Source organism: Pseudoroseomonas sp. WGS1072, from assembly GCF_049340465.1.
Lineage (GTDB): Bacteria > Pseudomonadota > Alphaproteobacteria > Acetobacterales > Acetobacteraceae > Pseudoroseomonas.
In genome coordinates, this window is sequence record NZ_JBMPSU010000001.1 from 1,260,321 (window position 1) to 1,279,628 (window position 19,308).

General features: G+C 71.3%; 22 protein-coding genes. 19 read left to right on the forward strand and 3 right to left on the reverse strand.

The genetic code is table 11. The features are described from left to right. Nucleotides 1-334 precede the first annotated feature (334 nt). Together ACF3NH_RS06000 and ACF3NH_RS06005 are read right to left on the reverse strand one after the other, a co-directional pair. Nucleotides 335-958, reverse strand: a complete 624-nt coding sequence (locus ACF3NH_RS06000) for an FMN-binding negative transcriptional regulator (RefSeq protein ID WP_422922225.1) — start codon at nt 956-958, stop codon at nt 335-337. 165 nt (nt 959-1,123) lie between these two features. After that, a complete protein-coding gene (locus tag ACF3NH_RS06005; protein ID WP_422922226.1) occupies nt 1,124-2,053 on the reverse strand; it encodes a quinone oxidoreductase family protein in 930 nt (309 codons plus the stop codon). Nucleotides 2,054-2,207: 154 nt separating this feature from the next. Here ACF3NH_RS06005 and ACF3NH_RS06010 point away from each other — a divergent pair, with 154 nt between their 5' ends. Both ACF3NH_RS06010 and ACF3NH_RS06015 read left to right on the forward strand, forming a co-directional pair. Further along, the gene (locus tag ACF3NH_RS06010; RefSeq protein WP_422922227.1) at nt 2,208-3,140 is read left to right on the forward strand and encodes a LysR family transcriptional regulator; all 933 of its coding nucleotides are present in this window, start codon (nt 2,208-2,210) and stop codon (nt 3,138-3,140) included. A 112-nt stretch (nt 3,141-3,252) separates the two neighbouring features. Beyond that, the gene (locus ACF3NH_RS06015; RefSeq protein ID WP_422922228.1) at nt 3,253-4,257 is read left to right on the forward strand and encodes an aldo/keto reductase; all 1,005 of its coding nucleotides are present in this window, start codon (nt 3,253-3,255) and stop codon (nt 4,255-4,257) included. An 81-nt stretch (nt 4,258-4,338) separates the two neighbouring features. Here ACF3NH_RS06015 and ACF3NH_RS06020 read toward each other — a convergent pair whose 3' ends face one another. Beyond that, nucleotides 4,339-4,596, reverse strand: a complete 258-nt coding sequence (locus ACF3NH_RS06020) for a hypothetical protein (protein WP_198367200.1) — start codon at nt 4,594-4,596, stop codon at nt 4,339-4,341. Between the two features lie 272 nt (nt 4,597-4,868). On the opposite strand from ACF3NH_RS06020, the gene ACF3NH_RS06025 reads away from it, so the two are divergent. From ACF3NH_RS06025 to ilvD, 17 genes are all read left to right on the forward strand, one after another. After that, nucleotides 4,869-5,048 (forward strand): hypothetical protein, encoded by a 180-nt coding sequence (locus tag ACF3NH_RS06025; RefSeq protein WP_198367199.1) that lies wholly within the window; start codon nt 4,869-4,871, stop codon nt 5,046-5,048. Nucleotides 5,049-5,147: 99 nt separating this feature from the next. After that, nucleotides 5,148-5,519 (forward strand): hypothetical protein, encoded by a 372-nt coding sequence (locus tag ACF3NH_RS06030; protein ID WP_198367198.1) that lies wholly within the window; start codon nt 5,148-5,150, stop codon nt 5,517-5,519. A 71-nt stretch (nt 5,520-5,590) separates the two neighbouring features. Further along, nucleotides 5,591-5,935 carry a DUF2934 domain-containing protein gene (locus ACF3NH_RS06035; RefSeq protein WP_198367197.1) on the forward strand — a complete coding sequence of 115 codons (345 nt, stop codon included), beginning with the start codon at nt 5,591-5,593 and terminating at the stop codon, nt 5,933-5,935. Nucleotides 5,936-6,088: 153 nt separating this feature from the next. After that, nucleotides 6,089-6,514, forward strand: a complete 426-nt coding sequence (locus ACF3NH_RS06040) for a Rap1a/Tai family immunity protein (RefSeq protein ID WP_198367196.1) — start codon at nt 6,089-6,091, stop codon at nt 6,512-6,514. A gap of 19 nt (nt 6,515-6,533) precedes the next feature. Continuing rightward, a complete protein-coding gene (locus ACF3NH_RS06045; protein ID WP_198367195.1) occupies nt 6,534-6,800 on the forward strand; it encodes a glycine zipper domain-containing protein in 267 nt (88 codons plus the stop codon). 267 nt (nt 6,801-7,067) lie between these two features. Then, nucleotides 7,068-7,976 (forward strand): L-threonate dehydrogenase, encoded by a 909-nt coding sequence (gene ltnD / locus ACF3NH_RS06050; protein ID WP_422922229.1) that lies wholly within the window; start codon nt 7,068-7,070, stop codon nt 7,974-7,976. Continuing rightward, complete coding sequence (gene otnK / locus ACF3NH_RS06055) at nt 7,973-9,235, forward strand: 3-oxo-tetronate kinase (protein ID WP_459077142.1); 1,263 nt, start codon at nt 7,973-7,975, stop codon at nt 9,233-9,235. The genes ltnD and otnK overlap by 4 nt, the downstream gene beginning before the upstream one ends. Nucleotides 9,236-9,253: 18 nt before the next feature. Then, complete coding sequence (gene otnI / locus ACF3NH_RS06060) at nt 9,254-10,033, forward strand: 2-oxo-tetronate isomerase (RefSeq protein ID WP_198367193.1); 780 nt, start codon at nt 9,254-9,256, stop codon at nt 10,031-10,033. 10 nt (nt 10,034-10,043) lie between these two features. Then, entirely contained in the window at nt 10,044-10,838 is a 795-nt protein-coding gene (locus ACF3NH_RS06065; RefSeq protein ID WP_198367192.1) for a DeoR/GlpR family DNA-binding transcription regulator, read from the forward strand. Beyond that, the gene (gene denD / locus ACF3NH_RS06070) at nt 10,835-11,791 is read left to right on the forward strand and encodes a D-erythronate dehydrogenase (RefSeq protein WP_198367191.1); all 957 of its coding nucleotides are present in this window, start codon (nt 10,835-10,837) and stop codon (nt 11,789-11,791) included. The genes ACF3NH_RS06065 and denD overlap by 4 nt, the downstream gene beginning before the upstream one ends. A gap of 142 nt (nt 11,792-11,933) precedes the next feature. After that, the gene (locus tag ACF3NH_RS06075) at nt 11,934-13,238 is read left to right on the forward strand and encodes an MFS transporter (protein WP_422922230.1); all 1,305 of its coding nucleotides are present in this window, start codon (nt 11,934-11,936) and stop codon (nt 13,236-13,238) included. A 73-nt stretch (nt 13,239-13,311) separates the two neighbouring features. Next, nucleotides 13,312-13,944, forward strand: coding sequence for a 3-oxo-tetronate 4-phosphate decarboxylase (gene otnC, locus ACF3NH_RS06080; protein ID WP_422922231.1), 633 nt, complete (start codon nt 13,312-13,314; stop codon nt 13,942-13,944). Nucleotides 13,945-14,052: 108 nt separating this feature from the next. Further along, a complete protein-coding gene (locus ACF3NH_RS06085) occupies nt 14,053-14,583 on the forward strand; it encodes a TIGR00645 family protein (RefSeq protein ID WP_232477217.1) in 531 nt (176 codons plus the stop codon). A 98-nt stretch (nt 14,584-14,681) separates the two neighbouring features. After that, nucleotides 14,682-15,041, forward strand: coding sequence for a YqaA family protein (locus ACF3NH_RS06090; protein WP_422922232.1), 360 nt, complete (start codon nt 14,682-14,684; stop codon nt 15,039-15,041). A gap of 164 nt (nt 15,042-15,205) precedes the next feature. After that, entirely contained in the window at nt 15,206-16,216 is a 1,011-nt protein-coding gene (locus ACF3NH_RS06095; protein ID WP_232477216.1) for an NAD-dependent epimerase/dehydratase family protein, read from the forward strand. 56 nt (nt 16,217-16,272) lie between these two features. Further along, the gene (locus tag ACF3NH_RS06100; protein ID WP_422922233.1) at nt 16,273-17,313 is read left to right on the forward strand and encodes an alpha/beta fold hydrolase; all 1,041 of its coding nucleotides are present in this window, start codon (nt 16,273-16,275) and stop codon (nt 17,311-17,313) included. Between the two features lie 115 nt (nt 17,314-17,428). After that, on the forward strand, nt 17,429-19,285 hold the full coding sequence (gene ilvD / locus ACF3NH_RS06105) for a dihydroxy-acid dehydratase (RefSeq protein WP_422922234.1): 1,857 nt from the start codon (nt 17,429-17,431) through the stop codon (nt 19,283-19,285). Nucleotides 19,286-19,308 lie beyond the last annotated feature (23 nt).

A 19,308-nucleotide genomic window follows, 5' to 3' on the forward strand; every position in this document is an offset into this window, starting at 1 on the left:
CACCTCCGTTGCAAATGCCACAAGGGCACAGCGATTCCGTCGGCCGGCACCGGCCGGGCCGGCCGCTCCTCCAAGGGAACAGGCGCCGGCACGCTCCGGAGCCGGCGATGCGACGCCGCGATTCCATCGGCTGCGGAAGCTTAGCCACAGGAGTTCGAGGTGTGAACAATTCGAAATCAGAATAACCTGAATAAGATGTGTTGGCGTTGCTCTTTCGTGAAACAAACCTGAATGCATCGTCCCGATGGACGTGGACATGCGCAAGGTGCAGATTCCACCCGCCTGGCAGGCGCCGCCTCTGTTCCCCTGCGTCTCCGGTGAGGCGCCCCTCCGCTCAGCGGGGGATCAGCGCCCCGGCCGCGCGGTCGGCGGCCTGCTCGCTCGCCAGGAGGCCGGCGGCGACGCCCGCCCGGTCCTCGGCGCTCCGGTTCTGGCTCATCTTCCGCTTGCCCTCCAGCCGCACGATCGGCAGCCGCAGGCCGACGATCCCCCGGAGCTGGGCGCGGATGAAGGCGCCCGGCGCGTCGCTGACGGCCCAGGGCTCGGCCCGGCCTGCCTCCCGCTGCTCCGTCAGGCGGGTGACGACCTCGAGCAGGCGCTCCGCATCCTCGAAGAACTCGGCCGGGCCATAGGCATGGACGGCGACGTAGTTCCAGGTCGGCACGACCTTCCCATGCTCCCGCTTGGAGGCATACCAGGACGGGCTGACATAGGCGTCCGGCCCCATGAACACCGCCATCGCCTCCCCCGCCGGCGGCAGCTTCCACTGCGGGTTCGCCCGCGCCAGATGGCCGTAGAGCGTGCCGTGAGGGCCTTCCCCTGGCACCAGGAACAGCGGCAGCGGCGTGGCGGCCAGGCCCTCGGAGGTGGCGGTCACGAGGGTCGCCAGGCGGGCTTCCCGGATCGTTCCATGCAGGGCGGCGAGATCATCCTCGCGGAAGGCGGGCGGGACATACATGCTGCGGGACCTCCAACGGGCTGGACGATGCCCGGTTTCCGGCCCGGAAGGAACATCCAGTTCCCGGGCTCCGCGAAAGGCCGGTTTCCGGAGATCCCGCCAGATCCGCGACAGCAACGGGACCGGATCGCCGCCTCCGGCGCGGGCGTGCCGGAGGCGGCGCCGTCAAGGCGTGATGAGGATCGCCCCCTCGGCACGGCGCTCCTCCGCCGCGCGATGCACGTCCACGATCCGGTCGAGCGGGAAGCGTTGGCCGACATCCACCTTCACGTGCCCCTTCACGATCGCGTCGAAGAGATCGGCCGCATGCGCCCGCAAGGCCCCCTCCTCGGCATTGTGCGGGAAGACCGAGGGGCGTGTCAGGTACAGCCCGCCCTTCTGGCCCAGCAGTTCCGGATCGATGGCGGGCGCCGGCCCCGAGGCGTTGCCGTAGCTAACCACCAGCCCGAAGGGCGCGGCGCAGTCCAGCGACTTCAGCAGCGTGTCCTGGCCCACCGCGTCATAGACGACGCGCGCCTTCCGGCCGCCCGTCGCCACCAGGAAGGCTCGCGGCCAGTCCGGGTCGTTCAGGTCGATCACCGCCGCGCAGCCGGCCGCCAGGGCGGCCGGCGTCTTGTGCGGCGATCCAGTCGTGCCGATGACGGTCGCGCCCAGGGCAGTCGCCCAACGGGTCAGGATCTGGCCGACGCCGCCCGCCGCCGAATGCACCAGCAGCAGGTCACCCGGCGCGACGGCGTGGGTGGCGCGGAGCAGGTACTGCGCCGTCATCCCCTTGAAGAGCAGCGTGGCCGCCGCCTCGTCCCCCACTGCCTCCGGCAACTTCACGAGCTTCGCCGCCGGGACGTTCCGGCGATCGGCATAGGCGCCGACCCCGGCGTTCATGTAGGCGACCCGGTCGCCCGGCCCGATCCCGGACACGCCGGGGCCGACCGCCTCGACAACGCCGGCCGCCTCGAAGCCCAGGCCCGTCGGCAGGGGGAGTTTACGGATGCCTCTGCGCTGATAGATGTCGATGAAGTTGAAGCCGATGGCGCTGTGCCTCAGCCGCGCCTCGCCCGCCGCCGGGGGGGCCAGATCCTCCTCGACGATCGTCATGACCTCGGGCGGTCCGAACGCCCTGATTTCGACGCGACGACATCTCACCATCTCCGCCTCCCGGCCCGAGGCCATGCAGGGCCTCCTGTTGTCCTGGCCGCGCAGGGTAGGCTATGCGACAAGGGAGATAATGTGGCCGGTACGCAAATCATTCGTGCAGATCCCGCAGGAATTGCTCGAGCCCGGACGGCTCGAGGAGCTGGCCGCCTTCGTCGCCGTCGCCGAGGCCGGAAGCTTCACCGCGGCGGCCGGCCTGCTGGCCCGCGACGCCTCCGTCCTCTCCCGCCGGGTCAGCCAGCTTGAGCGGCGGCTCGGGGTCCGGCTGCTCTCCAGGACCACGCGGCGCGTCAGCCTGACCGAGGCCGGGGCGACCTATTGCCGCCGTGTGCAGAGCCTGCTCGACGAGATGGCCGACGCCAACCGGGAGGCCAGCGACCACGCCGCGAGCCCGCGGGGCACCGTCCGCGTCGCGCTGCCGGTGACCTTCGGGCAGCACTGGATCGCCCCGCTGCTTCCGGGCTTCCTGAGGCGGCATCCGCAGATCCGCATCGAGGCCCGCTTCTCCAACCACCTGGTCGACATCATCGCCGAGGGCTTCGACGTGGCAATCCGCGTCGTCGCCACGCCGCAGCGCGACAGTTCCCTGACCGTGCGGCACCTGGCCTCCTACCGGACCATCCTCGTCGCGGCACCGGATTATCTCGCCGGCCGTGGCGCGCCGCGGGTACCGGCCGAGCTGGTCCGTCATGCCTGCCTCGGTTTCACCGGCCACGCCGCATGGCCCGACTGGGTGCTGGTGAAGGACCGGCGGCGGCAGACCGTGCGTCCGCCCTACAGCCTCACGGCGGACTATTCCGAGGCCCTTCTGACAGCGGCCATCGGGGGCGCCGGCATCGCCTTCATCGCCAGTTGGCTGGCGGGGCCGGCGCTGAAGGCCGGCCAGCTGGTGGAGGTCCTGCCGGGCTGGAGCGGCCCCGAGGGCGGCGGTGTCCACGCCGTCCTGCCGCCCGGCCGCATGGTGCCGGCCAAGACGCGCCTGTTCGTGGAGGAGGTGGCGCGCGCCATCCGGCTGAGCTGGACGGGCTGACGCGGTGGCCGGGAAGGGCCCCACCTCGCCCCTGGCGCCGGCCGTCGCATGGCGGCACCATGCCCTCCGCGACGGCGGCCATGACGAGCCGCGCGCCCGGGGAGGTTTCACGATGCGTATCGGCACACGTCCTTTCGGACCGGAGAGCCTGCCGGTCTCCCGCCTGGGCTTCGGCTGCGGCGGCGTCGGCGGCCTCATGGTGCGCGGCGCCGCGGCCGACCGGGAACGCGCCGTCGCCCGGGCGCTCGAGGCCGGCATCACCTATTTCGACACCGCCGTGCAATACGGCGACGGCGCCTCGGAGGAGAACCTCGGCGCCGCCCTGCACCGGCTGAAGGCGGGGTCGGCGCTGGTCGGCACCAAGGTCCGCCTGCGCTCGGCGGAGTTCGGCGCCATCGGCAGCGCCGTCGCCGCCTCCCTCGAGGGCAGCCTCAGGCGGCTGCGGCGCGACCATGCGGACATCTTCTACCTGCACAACGAGATCACCCTGGAAGGCGGCGGGGAGAATCTGAGCGTGCGCCAGGTGCTGGAGGAGGTCGTGCCGGCCTTCCGCGCGCTCCAGGAGGCGGGCAGGATCCGGGTGCCGGCGATGACCGCCGTCGGCGAGACCGCCGCCCTGCACCAGGTGATCGACGCCGGCTTCTTCGGCGGCGCCCAGGTGATCTACAACATGCTGAACCCCTCGGCCGGCCACGCGCTTCCGGCCGGCTATCCGGCGCAGGATTACGGGCGGCTGCTCGACCGCATGCGGGCGCGGCGGATGGGTGCCGTCGGCATCCGCGTCCTGGCGGGTGGGGCGCTGAGCGGGTCCGCCGCGCGCCATCCGGTCGCCAGCCCGGCGCCCGCGCCGATGGGCTCCGGCGAATCCTACGAGGCCGATCTCGCCCGGGCTGCGGAGTTGATGCCCCTGGTCACCGAGGGCTTCGCCGCCTCCCTGCCGGAGGCCGCCATCCGCTTCGCCGTGGCCCAGCCCGGGCTGGAGACCATCCTGGTCGGCATGGCCAGCCTGGAGGAATTCGAGGGAGCCCTCGCCGCCGTGCTGAAGGGACCGCTTCCGGAGGGGGCCCTGCGCCGCGTGGCCGACATCTCCGCCGGCTTCGCGCGGGCGCCGGGCTGAGTCGCGGGCGGCGGGCACCGGCACGGCCGGCGGACCCCCGGCGCGGGCCGGGGGCATTGGCGGCCGGTCGTCAGCCGGCCCTCAGGCCACGGCCAGCATGACATTGAGCCGGAACTTCGCCGCCACGGTGGGCGGCATGATGAGGCGGCCATGGTAGGTGCCGTGGCGCAGATCCTCGGGCAGCAGCATGGCAAAGCCGTCCCGCCAGCTCATGCGGTCCGCGGGCTCCGGCCAGTCCTGGCCGCGCCAGAGGAGGGGGCGCAGGCCATCCCCGTCCTCGATCCAGTGCCAGTCGCTCCGCTCCGGAGAGTCAGGCCATCCGTTCCACAATGCAACCATTGCGCTATCCTACTGCCAATCCCCTCACCATGAAGGGCAATTTTCAGCCTCGGCCACATCACAAAGCCTGAGCTCGTCATTGAGCCTCCCGAGCGCGGAGCGAAGAAATCACCCGCCCGGCCGTCCGCAGGGAATACAATGCCGTCCATGCCCCGGGACAGGCGAAAGGACATGGCCTGCGTGATGCACTGCCTTGAGGAAAGCCGACTTGACAGCCCGCCGCCGCGCCAGGGCACCGCCGGTCCGTGAGGGCGCCTCGCGCGGGGCTTCTGATGCTGCTGTCCCTTCTCGCCTATGATGCCGCCACCATCGTCCCCGCCGTCGGTGGACTCTATGTCGTCAAGCGGAAGCTGCACTACGACACGGTGCCGGGCGTGGACATGCTGCCGGACGAGACCATCCGCGCCCTGGCCCTGCGGGCGCGCCGCCTGCTGGGGAAGATCGCCGCCTGAGGGCCCTTCCCGCCTTCACGTCAGCGTTACCTGACGCCACAACCCGAAATGGCCAAAGTCGCTGATGACACACCCCTGGCCATCGGCATGGAGCGCAGAATGTCCCGCACCGAATCCCGCACCATGTTCGACCGCCCTTATGAACGACCGGCGACGAACCCGCTCCTGCGTGGCCTGGCCACCCTGGCGCGCGCCCTCGCCGGCTTCGCCCTGACCTTCATCGAGCTGCTCGCGGAGTTCCTGGCGCCGCTGCTGCTGCTGGCCGGCGGCATCTGGTGGCTGGCGCTCCAGCTGGCGGGAGGCCTGACCCTGGAGCCGGAGCTGCAGCAGTATCTGCAGTACCTGCCACGCCAGTTGCAGATCGGCGGCGAATGGCTGACGCCGGGCGGGCTGATCCGCCAGGGCCTGCTGCTGATGGCCGTGGTCGCCGCCTGCCGCACGCTCAACCGCCTCATCGGGCGAGAACTCTGACCCGGCCGCCGCTTGATCCCGCAACCCTGCTGGACGAACCTTGTTACCAGCGATCCATAAAGGAGAGTCGCATGAGCGGCGAGGATCAGGAAGCCCGCATCCGACAACGGGCCTATGAGCTTTGGGAGGCAGCCGGACGTCCCGAGGGCCAGGCCGACTCCTTCTGGTATCAGGCCAGCACCGAGGTCACGGGCCAGGCGCGGGCCCTCTCGGACGAGCTGGACCAGCAACTGGCGGACACCTTCCCGGCCAGCGACCCGCCTTCCGTGACCATGCCGGGCGAGCGCGAGGACAAGCCGAAGGCCCCGGAAGACGAACCCCTCCCCGCGCGCTCCGCCACGCTCGAGGAGCTTCCCGACAAGAAGTCCGGCGCGAAGGCGGCGCCGAAGAAGGCGCGCAAGCGCAAGTCGGAATGACTCCCGCCCACTGTGACCCGCGGTGGCGCTCCGCCCCAATTTCGCCACCGTCAGCCGGACAGTGATGGAAAGCCCGGCCGCCCCCGCCCCCGTGGAAGCGGGAAGGGCGCGGCTGGGGCCGGACGTTCGTCGCAACCGCAAGGATGACACGATATGCGGACTATGCTCACGGCCATGGCCCTGATCGGCGCCTCGGCGCTGGCGGTGCCGGCCATCGCCCAGACCGCCACCCCCTCCGCCGTCACCGAGGTCCGCACCGTCGCCGACCTCGCCGCCATCTGCGACCCCCCGGCGAACAGCCCGCTGCGGCTGGAAGCCATCGCCTACTGCCAGGGCTATGTGACCGCGGCCGGCCAGTACCATACGGCGCTTCATCCGGCCGGCGGTCGGCGCCCGCCCCTCTTCTGCCTGCCGGACCCGGCGCCGACCGTGGCGCAGACCGGTCTCGGCTTCGCCGCCTGGGCGCGGCAGAACCCGCAGCACGCCGCGGAGCCGGCGCTGGACGGCCTGTTCCGCTGGGCCCAGGCCACCTATCCCTGCCCGACACCGGCGCGCCCGGCGCGCGGCGCGGCCCGCTGAGACGAGGAGGAACGCCATCATGATCCGACCCCTGCGCCTCGCCCTGCCACTGGCCGCCATCCTCTCGCTCGGCGCCTGCGCCGACATGAACCCGTCCACCCGCAACGTCGTCGGCGGCACGGCCGGCGGCGCCGCGCTGGGCGGCGTCATCGGCTCCTTCAGCGGCAATGCCGGCTGGGGCGCGCTGCTCGGTGCCGGTGCCGGTGCCGGTGCCGGCTACCTGTACGACCAGTCGCAGCAGCGCTCCTACCGCGACGGCTACCGCGACGGGCGCTCGCGCCGCTAGAGCAGATCCCGATCAGGTGGAATTGCCTGATCGGGTGAAGACGCTGGCAAAAACAAATGCTGCCGGCCACCGCCAGGACCTTGCGCCTGGCCCGTCCGCCCCGGGAAGCACGCCTTCCCGGGGTTTTTCATGCCCGGCATACGCCAAAACGCGACTTCTCGTGAAATCTCTGGAAATCGTGTGATTTTTTGATCTTCCTTGTCGCGCGCCCAGAGCCTAGAAGGGCGCCGATCACGGATGCCATCATAATTTCACAGAGAGGCCGGGATGATCGCCAACAGCTACACGGTCTGCGTCGTCGGGCTCGGCTCGATGGGCATGGGGGCCGCGCAATCCTGCCTGCGCGCCGGCCTTCGCACCTATGGCGCCGATCTCAATCCCGCGGCCCGTGCGGCCCTGACCGAGGGCGGCGCGGCGGGGGCCGGTGAGAACGCCCTGGCCTTCGCGGAGGAGCTTGACGCCGTGCTCCTGCTGGTGGTCAACGCCGCCCAGTGCAAGGCCGTGCTCTTCGGCGAGGACGGCCTGGCCGCGCGGCTCCGCCCCGGCACCGGCGTCATGGTCTCGGCCACCATCTCCGCCGCCGACGCGAAGGAGATCGCCGCCGGGCTCGAGGCGCGCGGCCTGCTGCCGCTCGACGCGCCCGTCTCGGGCGGCGCCGCCAGGGCCGCCGCCGGCGAGATGACGGTCATGGCCTCGGGCTCCCGCGCCGCGTTCGACCGGCTGCGCCCGGTGCTCGATGCGGTGGCGGGCAAGGTCTACGAGATCGGCGAGGAGATCGGCCTCGGCGCCACGGTCAAGATCGTGCATCAGCTCCTCGCCGGCGTGCATATCGCCGCCGGGGCGGAGGCCATGGCGCTGGCCGCCCGCGCCGGCATCCCGCTCAGCACCATGTACGAGGTGGTCACCAACGCCGCCGGCAACAGCTGGATGTTCGAGAACCGCATGAAGCATGTGGTGGATGGCGATTACACGCCGAAATCGGCGGTCGACATCTTCGTCAAGGATCTCCGGCTGGTGACCGAGACGGCGCTGTCGCTGAACTTCCCGCTGCCGCTGGCCAGCACCGCCTACACCATGTTCGCCAACGCCTCGAACGCGGGCTTCGGCAAGGAGGACGACGCGGCGGTGATCAAGACCTTCGCCGGCATCGCCCTGCCCGGCAGGAAGGGGGAATGACCATGCGCCTCGGCGTCATCGCGGACGACTTCACCGGCGCCACCGACATCGCCGGCTTCCTGGTCGCCAACGGCCTGCGCACCGTGCAGCTCAACGACGTGCCGGCGGCCGACCTCCAGGTGGAGGCGGACGCCGTCGTCATCAGCCTCAAGACCCGCTCCTGCCCGGTGGCCGAGGCGGTGGCGCAGAGCCTCGACGCGCTGCGCTGGCTGCAGGCGCGCGATTGCCCGCAGTTCTTCTTCAAGTACTGCTCCACCTTCGACAGCACGCCGCGCGGCAATATCGGCCCGGTGACGGATGCGCTGCTGGATGCCCTGGGCGAGGACTTCACCGTGATCTGCCCGGTGCTGCCCGTGAACGGCCGCACCATCTACCACGGCTATCTCTTCGTGAACGGCATCCCGCTGGCGGAATCCGGCATGCGCCACCACCCGGTGACGCCGATGACCGACAGCAACCTGATGCGGCTGATGGACGCGCAGGCGCGCGGCCGGACCGGCAACGTCCCGCACACCGTGCTCGACCAGGGCCCCGGGGCGATGCGCGCGGCGCTGGAGACGCTGCGGCGGGACGGCTTCCGCTACGCCGTGCTGGACGCGCTGAACGACGCGCATCTCGTCGTCATGGGCGAGGCCGTGGCGGGCATGAGGCTCGTCACCGGTGGCTCGGGCCTGGCCGATGGCATGGCGCGCGCCTGGAGCGACACCGGCGCGGCGGCCACCGCCGCTGAGGCCGGCCGGCCGCGCGGGGCGCGCGCCATCGTGCTCTCCGGCTCGTGTTCGCAGATGACCAATGCCCAGGTCGCCGCCTATCGCGACGCGGCGCCCGCCGTCTTCGTCGAGGCGGAGCGCGCCCTGGCCGATGCCGAGGGCTATGCCGCCGAACTGGCGGACTGGGTGCTGGCGCAGACGCCGGATGGGCCGGCGCCGCTGGTCTATGCCACGGTCGGGCCGGAGCAGCTGCGCGAGATCCAGCAACGCCTGGGTGGCGAGGCGGCGAGCGCCGCCGTCGAGCGCGTCTTCGGCGGCCTGGCGCGGCGGCTCGAGGCGGCGGGCTTCGACCGCTTCATCGTCGCCGGCGGCGAGACCTCGGGGACGGTGACGCAGTCGCTCGGCATCCGGGGCTTCCACATTGGGCCGCAGATCGCCCCCGGCGTGCCCTGGGTGCGCGCCGTGGAGAAGCCGCTCTCGCTGGCCCTGAAGTCGGGCAATTTCGGCCAGGAGCGCTTCTTCTTCGACGCGCAGAACCCGGCCGGCTGACAACAGGAGGACACCGACATGCCGCGCTTCGCCGCCAATCTCTCGATGATGTTCACCGAGGTCCCGTTCCTCGACCGCTTCGCCGCCGCCGCGAAGGCCGGCTTCCAGGCAGTCGAGTTCCTCTTCCCCTACGAGCATCCGCCCGAGGTCGTCGCGGCGAAGCTGCGGGAGGCGGGGCTGACCCAGGCGCTGTTCAACATGCCGCCGGGCGACTGGGCGGCGGGCGAGCGCGGCATGGCCGCCATTCCGGGGCGCGAGCAGGAGTTCCGCGACAATGTCGCGACGGCGCTGCGCTATGCGAAGGCGCTCGGCTGCAGGACGCTGCACGCCATGTCCGGCCTCACCGAGGGGCTGGACCGCGCCGCCTGCGAGGCCACCTTCGTCGAGAACTTCCGCTATGCCGCCGATGCGCTGGCGCCCGAGGGCATCACCCTGCTGGTCGAGCCGATCAACAGCCGCAACATGCCCGGCTACTTCATCGCGCACCAGATGGAGGCGGTGAAGCTCGTCGAGCGCGTGGCGCGGCCGAATGTCGCCGTGCAGCTCGACCTCTACCACGCGCAGATCATGGACGGCGACCTGACCAAGCTCATCGAGAAGATGGCCGGCCGGTTCGCGCATGTGCAGATCGCCTCCGTGCCCGAGCGGCATGAGCCGGACGAGGGCGAGCTGAACTATCCGCATCTCTACGCCGTCCTGGACCGCGCCGGATACACCGGCTGGATCGGCTGCGAGTACAATCCGCGCGGCGAGACCACCGCGGGCCTCGGCTGGTTCCAGCCCTACAAGGCGGGCTGAGCCGGGCCGCATGATCCCCGCCGAGCGGCAGAACCTGATCCTCGCGCGGCTCACCGGCCGCGGGGTGCTCAGCATCGCCGAGCTGACCGGGCTGCTGGGCGTCTCGCACATGACGGTGCGGCGCGATATCCAGCAGCTCGAGCGGGCGGGGCGGGTCATGTCGGTCGCCGGCGGCATCTGCCTGCCGGAGCGGATCTCCTTCGAGCCCTCGCATGCCGTCAAGGCCACCGTGGCGCATGCCGAGAAGGCGGCGATCGGGCGGGTGGCGGCGGCGATGGTGCCCGAGGGCGCGGTGGTCTACCTCGATGCCGGCACGACGACTCTGGAGATCGCGCAGCACATCGCGCCCCGCGACGACATCGCCGTGGTCACGAACGATTTCGTCATCGGCGCGCTGCTGACGCGGGAGTCGCGCTGCCGCCTGTACCATACCGGGGGCCAGGTGGAGCGGGAGAACCAGTCCTGCGTCGGCGAGCCGGCGGCGGAGGCGATCCGCCGCTTCAACTTCGACATCGCCTTCATCTCCACCTCCTCCTTCGGGCTGCGCGGCGTCTCCACGCCGTCCGAGAACAAGGTGGCGGTGAAGCGCGCCATCGCGCAGAGCGCGACGCGCAGCATCCTCGTCACCGACAGCAGCAAGTACGGCCTCGTCGGCACCTTCAACGCCGTGCCGCTGGAGGCGCTCTCCGCGATCGTCACCGATGCCGGCCTGCCGGAGAGCGTGCGCGCCGAGATCGGCAAGCGGGGCATCGCGCTGCACATCGCCGCGCCGGCGCCGGACCAACAGGGAGTTTCACCCGCATGAAGATCATCGTCACCGGCGGCGCCGGTTTCCTCGGCAGCCGGGTCATCCGCGCGCTGCTGTCGGATGGCGCGGCGCGCGGCGTTCCGGCCTTCGACAGCATCGTCTCCGTGGACCTCGCGCCCTGTCCGGTCGAGGATGCGCGCGTCCGCTCCGTCACCGGCGACATCGCCGATCCCGCTTTCATCCGCTCGCTGGTCGACGCCGAGACCGTCGGCATCTATCATCTCGCGGCGGTGCTGAGCGGGCAGTCGGAAGAGGATTTCGACCTCAGCCTGCGCGTCAACGTGGACGGCACGCGCGCCCTGCTGGAGGCCGCGCGCGCCACCGGGCGGCGCCCGCGCTTCGTCTTCGCCAGCTCGCTCGCCGTCTTCGGCGGCGCCATGCCGGAGGTGGTGCCGGAGACCATGGCGCTGATGCCCGCCTCCTCCTACGGCGCGCAGAAGGCGATCGGCGAGATCCTGGTCAACGACTATTCCCGCAAGGGCTTCGTCGATGGCCGCGTCTGCCGCCTGCCGACCATCGTGGTGCGGCCGGGCAAACCCAACTCCGCTGCCTCCTCCTTCGCCAGCGGCATCATCCGCGAACCGCTGAACGGCGTCGCCTCGAACTGCCCGGTGCCGCCGGAGACGCGGATGTGGCTCTCCTCGCCCGATACGGTGGTGAGCAACCTGGTGCATGCCCTGGCCGTCGATGGTGCCGCGATCGGGCCCTGGCGGGTGCTGAACCTGCCGGGCATCTGCGTCACCGTGGCCGAGATGCTGGCGAGCCTGGAGCGGGTCGGCGGCGCCGCGCCGCGCGCGCTCGTCACCCAGCGTCCGGAGCAGCGCGTCATCGACATCGTCTGCTCCTGGCCGGGCGATTTCGACGTCAGCCGGCCGCTGGCCCTCGGCTTCACCCGCGATGGCGACTTCGACGCCGTGGTGCGGCAGTACAAGGACGAATTCGTCCGCTGAGGCCAAGGGGAGCCCAGAGGGAGCCCGGCCCGCCGGGCTCTCCGACATCCGGAAGGCCACGCCCTCGCGGCCTTCCCGCACAGCAGCCGCCGCGCCCCTCGGCACGGCGGCATCCGCCATGCCTCCGATTCGAGGAAGAACCATGAGTGTCACCACGGACGGCGCCATCCGCGCGCCGTCGTCCGCCGAGGATGGGCTCTACCGCAAGGTCGCCTTCCGCATCATGCCCTTGCTGGTCCTCTGCTACGTGATCGCCTATCTCGATCGCGTCAATGTCGGCTTCGCCAAGCTGCAGATGTCGGCCGACCTCGGCTTCAGCGAGACCGTCTTCGGCCTCGGCGCCGGCATCTTCTTCCTGGGCTACTTCTTCTTCGAGGTGCCGAGCAACGTGGTGCTGCACCGGGTCGGCGCGCGGCTCTGGATCGCCCGCATCATGATCACCTGGGGCATCCTCTCGGCGCTGTTCATGTTCGTGCAGACGCCGTGGCAGTTCTACGTGCTGCGCTTCCTGCTCGGCGCCGCCGAGGCCGGCTTCTATCCCGGCGTCATCCTGTACCTGACCTACTGGTTCCCCTCGAACCGCCGCGCCAAGATGTTCGCCATCTTCCAGGCCGGCAGCCCGGCGGCCGGCATCTTCGGCAATCCGCTCTCCGGCTGGATCATGCAGTATTTCGACGGCCATCACGGCTGGGCCGGCTGGCAGTGGATGTTCCTGATCGAGGCGATCCCCGCCGTGCTCCTCGGCCTCGTCGTCATCGCCATGCTGGACAACCGGGTGCAGGACGCCAAGTGGCTGAGCCAGGGCGAGAAGGATGTGCTGGCCCGCAACATCGAGGCCGATGCCGGCGGCAAGACCGGCTCGCACTCCATCCGCGCGGTCTTCTCCGACTGGCGCGTCTGGATGATGTGCCTGATCTACTTCTCCTTCGTCATGGGCCAGTACGGGCTGACGCTCTGGATGCCGACCCTGGTGCGCGCCTCCGGCGTCACCGGCAACTTCAACATCGGCCTGCTGAGCGCCGTTCCCTTCATCTGCGCCATTGTCGCCATGGTGCTGTTCAGCCGCAGCGCCGACCGGCACCGCGAGCGCCGCTGGCACCTGGTGGCGCCGGCCATGCTGGGCACGGTGGGCTTCATCGTCGCCGCCACGGCCACCAACACCACCGTCGCCATCATCTTCCTCTCGATGGCCGCCGCCGGCGTGCTGGCCTGCGCCCCCCTCTTCTGGTCGCTGCCCACCGCCTTCTTGACCGGCGCCGCCGCCGCCTCCGGCATCGCCATCATCAACTCGGTGGCCAACCTGGCGGGCTTCGCCAGCCCCTACATGATCGGCGTGCTGCGCGACATGACGCAGTCCTCCGAGATCGGCATGTACGTGCTGGCGGGCTTCCTGGTGCTCGGCGCCATCCTGGTCCTGATGGTGCCGGCGAAGATGGTCAACCGCTGACCATGACACGGCGCCGGCGGCTCGTCCCCGCCGGCGCCGCTCCGCCGCCCTCCTCCCTGCAAGGACAACGCCCATGACCGAGCCCGAACTGCGCGACCTGCTCGTCGAACTCGGCGCCAGCCTCTTCGCGCGCGGCTATTCCGTCGGCAGCGCCGGCAATATCAGCGTCCGCCTGCCGGACGGCTACCTGATGACGCCGACCAATTCCTCGCTCGGCCGCCTCAGCGCCGGGCGCATCAGCAAGCTGGACCTCGCCTGGAACCATGTCGGCGGCGACAGGCCGTCGAAGGAGGTCTTCATGCATCGCGCGGTGCTGACGGCGCGGCCCGAGGCGGGGGCGGTGGTGCACCTGCATTCCACCCACGCCACCGCCATCGGCTGCCTGGCCGGGCCCGGCGATGCCATGCCGATCCCGCCGCTCACGCCCTATTTCGTCATGCGCGTCGGCCGCAGCCTGCCGGTGATCCGCTACTACCGCCCGGGCGACGCGGCGATGGAGCGGGACATCCACGAGGCCGCCAGGGGCGCCCGCGCCATGCTGCTGGCCAATCACGGCCCCGTCGTCTCCGGCGCGACCCTGACCGATGCCGTCTACGCCGCCGAGGAGCTGGAGGAATCCGCCCGGCTGGCGCTGCTGCTGCACGGCCACGCCCCCCGCGCGCTGACCGCCGCGCAGATCGACGACCTCCTGGCCACCTACGGCTGAGCCGCAGCCGGGCCCGGCACGACGGCGATTGCGCGAGACGGCGCGGTCAGGGCAGAAGCCGGTGGGCCCGGAGTGGCCGGGCCCTGTCGGGAAGGAGTTTGGCGCGGGATGTCTCTGGACAGAAGGATGTCGCTGGGCAGGGCGGTGGAGCGGCGGATCGAGGCCGCCCTCTTCGGCATGCGCTGGATCATGGCGCCGGTCTACCTGGCGCTGATGGCGGTGCTGGTGCTGATCGCGGCCCGCTTCGCCGTCGAGTTCTGGACCGGCCTCACCGCCATCGGCGGCATGAAGACCGACGACCTGGTGATGCTGGTGCTCACCCTGATCGACCTGACGCTGGCCGCCAACCTGCTCGTCATCGTCGTCATGGCGGGCTATGAGAACTTCGTCTCGCGGCTGGAGGTGGCGGAGCACGAGGACCGGCCGCAATGGCTCGGCCATGTCGACTTCTCGGCGCTCAAGCTGAAGCTGATCGCCTCCATCGTCGCCATCTCCGGCATCCATCTGCTCAAGACCTTCCTCGACATCCACAACCAGCCGATGCAGGACGTCCTGCTGCAACTGGCCGTGCATCTCGGCTTCTGCCTGACCGGCGTGCTGCTGGCCTGGATGGACCGGCTCTCGGGCGAGGGGCACTGAGGCCGCAGGGGGCCGCCCTGGAGCCTCTCCTGGCCTATGGCGGCCTCTTCGCCGCCGCCTTCCTGGCCGCCACCCTGCTGCCGGCGCAGTCCGAGGCGGTGCTGGCCGGCCTGCTGCTCTCGGGCGAGCACGCGGTGCCGCTGCTGCTCCTGGTCGCCAGCGCGGGCAATATCGGCGGATCGGTGGTCAACTGGCTGCTCGGCCGCTGGGCCGCGCGGTTCCGCGACCGCCGCTGGTTTCCCGTGAAACCGGCGGCGCTGGCCCGGGCGGAGCGCTGGTATGGCCGCCTCGGCCACTGGTCGCTGCTGCTGAGCTGGCTGCCGGTGGTCGGCGACCCGCTCACCTTCGTCGCCGGGGTGCTGCGGGTCCCGCTGGCCTGGTTCCTCCTCCTGGTCAGCATCGGCAAGGCCGGCCGGTACATCGCCCTGGCGGCGGCGCTGCGGGGCTGGAGCGGCTGAGCGGAAACCCGGGGAGAAGGGCGGCTTTCCCGCCCTGCCCGGTTGCCGGAACCGCGGAAGACGCTATGTGACGATCCGGCGATGGAACGCTGCCCCTTGCCGCGGCGCCACCCGTCATGTCAGGGAAGGCGAATGTTTCGAGCCAAGAAAAACGACGCGCCGGGATGAAGCGCATTCTCGTGACCGGCGCGGCCGGCTTCATCGGCCATGCCGTCGCCCACCAGCTGCTGCGCAGCGGCTGCGCCGTTCTTGGCCTCGACAGCCTCACCTCCTACTACGACGTCCGCCTGAAGCAGGCCCGCCTCGAGACGCTGCACGACCAGCCGCATTTCGCCTTCCAGCGCCTGGACCTGTCGCATGCGGCCGCGACCCGCGCCGCCTTCGCCGCCTTCCGGCCGGAGGCGGTGGTGCATCTCGCCGCCCAGGCCGGGGTGCGCTACTCGCTGGAGAACCCGGCGGCCTACACCTCCTCCAACATCGACGGCTTCCTCTCGGTGCTGGAGGCCTGCCGCGCCCATCCGGTGCAGCACCTGGTCTATGCCTCCTCCTCCTCGGTCTACGGCGCCAACACCAAGCTGCCCTTCGCCGAATCCGATCCGGTGAACCGCCCGGTCTCGCTCTATGCCGCGACCAAGCGCGCCAATGAGCTGATGGCCCAGAGCTACAGCCACCTCTACCGCATCCCCGCCTCGGGACTGCGCTTCTTCACCGTCTACGGACCCTGGGGCCGCCCCGACATGGCCTATTACAAGTTCACCGACGCCATCTACGCGGGCCAGCCGATCGACATCTACAACCAGGGCGACATGGCCCGCGACTTCACCTATGTCGACGAGGTGGTGGAGGCGATCCAGCGACTGGTGGCCCGCCCGCCCGCCGACACCGCGGCGTCGGACGAGGAGCCCGGGCGGATCGACCCCGGCGTGCCGCACCGGCTGTTCAACATCGGCAACCACACGCCGGTGCCGCTGCGTCACATGGTGGAGGTGCTGGCGCAGCTGACGGGCCGCAAGGTCCGCTGCCGCCTGCTGCCAATGCAGCCGGGCGACGTCGAGCGGACCTATGCCGACGTCACGGCCCTGCGCGAGGCGGTGGGCTTCACGCCGCGCACGCCCATCGAGGAGGGGCTGGCGCGCTTCGTGGACTGGTACAGGGCCTATCATCGCTGCGGCTGAGGAGGCCGCCTTTCGCTGGCCCTGACGCGGCGCGCGGGCCATGCTGCGCCGCACCGATGATCCGTCTGGTCCTCCCCTGGGTCCTCCCCTGGGTCCTCCCCCTGCTCCTGGCCGTGCTGTCCGGCCTCGCCGCCTGCGCGCCGCGCACGATTCCGGCCGGCCCGCCCCTGGCGGCGCCGGCCCTGCGGGAGGAGGCGCTGGTCATGCCCGACGGCGCCCGCCTGCCGCTGCATGTCTGGCGGCCGGAGGGACCGCCGCGCGCCGTGCTGCTCGGCCTGCACGGCTTCGGCGACACCGCCGGCAACGCCTTCCGGCGCGCCGCCGAGCCCTTCCTGGCCGCCGGCCTCATCGTCTATGCCTATGACCAGCGCGGCTTCGGCGCCGCCCCGCATCGCGGCGTCTGGGCCGGCGCCGAAGCCCTGGCCGCCGATGCGGCGGCGGCGGCGCGGCTGCTGCGGCAGCGCCATCCCGGCCTGCCCTTCTTCCTGCTCGGCGAGAGCATGGGCGGCGCCGTGGCGATGCTGGCGGCGAGCGGCGCGGAACCCCTGCCGGTCGATGGGCTGATCCTCGTCGCCCCGGCCCTGGAAGGGCGCGCCGACATGTCCTGGCTGACCCGGCAGGTGCTCGAGCTGGCGGCGCACACCGTGCCGCTGCTCGAGTTCCGCAACGCGGCCCCCGGCTTCGCGCCCACCGACAACGAGGAGGCGATGCGGGGCTGGAGCCGCGACCCGCTGACCTACAAGGAGGTGCGGGTGGACACGCTCTATGGCCTGATCGGGCTGATGGACGCGGCCAAGGCGGCGGCCCCGCGGCTCGGGGCCCCGCTGCTGGTGCTCTACGGCGCCAGGGACCGCATCATCTCCCCCGGCCCGGTGCGCGGGCTGCTGCGCGCCCTGCCGCCCGCCCCGGAGGGCGCCCCCGAGGGCGCCGCCAGGCACCGCGCGGGCTATTACGCCACCGGCTACCACATGCTGCTGCGCGACAAGGGGCGGGATGCCGTCGCCGCCGATGTGCTGGCCTGGATGGCCGATCCCGCCGCGCCCCTGCCCTCCGGCGCCGACCGCGCGGCCGAGGCCTGGATGGGCCGGGACCGCTGACCCGCCCCCTCCAGGCCTCGGCGCCGCCGCCGATGGACTCGCCCGGCCGGCTGCGATACCTCCAACACCCCCCCGCGCCCCGATGGGGACAAGAACGCCGTCCAGGACCCTGCCGATGCCCGCTTACCGCTCCCGCACCACCACCCATGGCCGCAACATGGCCGGCGCGCGCAGCCTCTGGCGCGCCACCGGCATGAAGGACGGCGATTTCGGCAAGCCGATCATCGCCATCGCGAATTCCTTCACCCAGTTCGTGCCCGGCCATGTGCACCTGAAGGACCTCGGCCAGCTGGTCGCGCGCGAGGTCGAGGCGGCGGGCGGCGTGGCCAAGGAGTTCAACACCATCGCCGTCGATGACGGCATCGCCATGGGCCATGACGGGATGCTCTACAGCCTCCCCTCGCGCGAGCTGATCGCCGACGCGGTCGAGTACATGGTCAACGCCCATTGCGCCGACGCGCTGGTCTGCATCAGCAACTGCGACAAGATCACGCCCGGCATGCTGATGGCGGCGATGCGGCTGAACATCCCGACCGTCTTCGTCTCGGGCGGGCCGATGGAGGCGGGGCGGCCGAGCGGCGGCGCCACCCAGCGATCCGACCTGATCACCGCCATGGTCTCCGCCGCCAACCCGAATGTCAGCGACGCCGAGGCGGAGCGGCTGGAGCGCTCGGCCTGCCCGACCTGCGGCTCCTGCTCCGGCATGTTCACCGCCAATTCGATGAACTGCCTGACCGAGGCGCTGGGCCTCGCCCTGCCCGGCAACGGCAGCATCGTCGCGACCCATGCCGACCGCCGCAAGCTCTTCGTCGAGGCCGGCTGGCTGATCGTCGACCTGGCGCGCCGCTGGTACGAGCAGGAGGACGCCACCGCCCTGCCGCGCGGCATCGCCACCTTCGAGGCCTTCGAGAACGCCATGTCGCTCGACATCGCCATGGGCGGCTCGACCAACACGGTGCTGCACCTGCTGGCGGCGGCGGAGGAGGGCGGCATCCCCTTCCGCATGGCCGACATCGACCGGCTGTCGCGCCGCGTGCCGAACCTCTGCAAGGTCGCGCCCAACATCGCCGATGTCTACATGGAGGACGTGCACCGCGCCGGCGGCATCATGGGCATCCTGGGCGAGCTGGACCGCGCCGGGCTGCTGCACCGCGAACTGCCGATGGTGCACGCGCCGAGCCTCGCCGCCGCGCTGGAGAAGTGGGACATCAAGGCCCCCGGCCGGCAGCAGGGCGATGACGCCACCACCCTCTATGGCGCCGCGCCCGGCGGCGTCCGCACCACCGAGGCCTTCAGCCAGGCCGAGCGCTACCGGACGCTCGACGCCGACCGCGCCGGCGGCGTGGTGCGCGACATCGGGCACGCCTTCAGCCGCGACGGCGGGCTGGCCGTGCTCTACGGCAACATCGCGCTGGACGGCGCCATCGTGAAGACCGCCGGGGTGGACGCGAAGCTGCTGACCTTCTCCGGCCCCGCGGTGATCTTCGAGAGCCAGGAGGCGGCGGTCTCGGCCATCCTCGGCAACAGGGTGAAGCGGGGCGACGTGGTGCTGATCCGCTACGAGGGGCCGAAGGGCGGGCCCGGCATGCAGGAGATGCTCTACCCGACGAGCTACCTGAAGTCGAAGGGCCTCGCCTCCTCCTGCGCGCTCATCACCGACGGCCGCTTCTCCGGCGGCAGTTCCGGCCTCTCCATCGGCCATATCTCGCCCGAGGCGGCGGAAGGCGGCGCCATCGGCCTGGTCGAGAGCGGCGATACCATCGTCATCGACATCCCGAACCGCGTGCTGCGCGTCGACCTCTCCGACGAAGAGCTCGCCGCGCGCCGCGCCGCCATGGAGGCGAAGGGCGAGGCGGCCTGGCAGCCGGACCGCCAGCGCAAGGTGTCGATGGCGCTGCAGGCCTATGGCGCGCTGACCACCAGCGCGGCGCGCGGCGCGGTGCGCGACGTCAGCCAGCTGCGGCGGCGCTGAGAGCCCTTCCGGGCGGGGCGGCG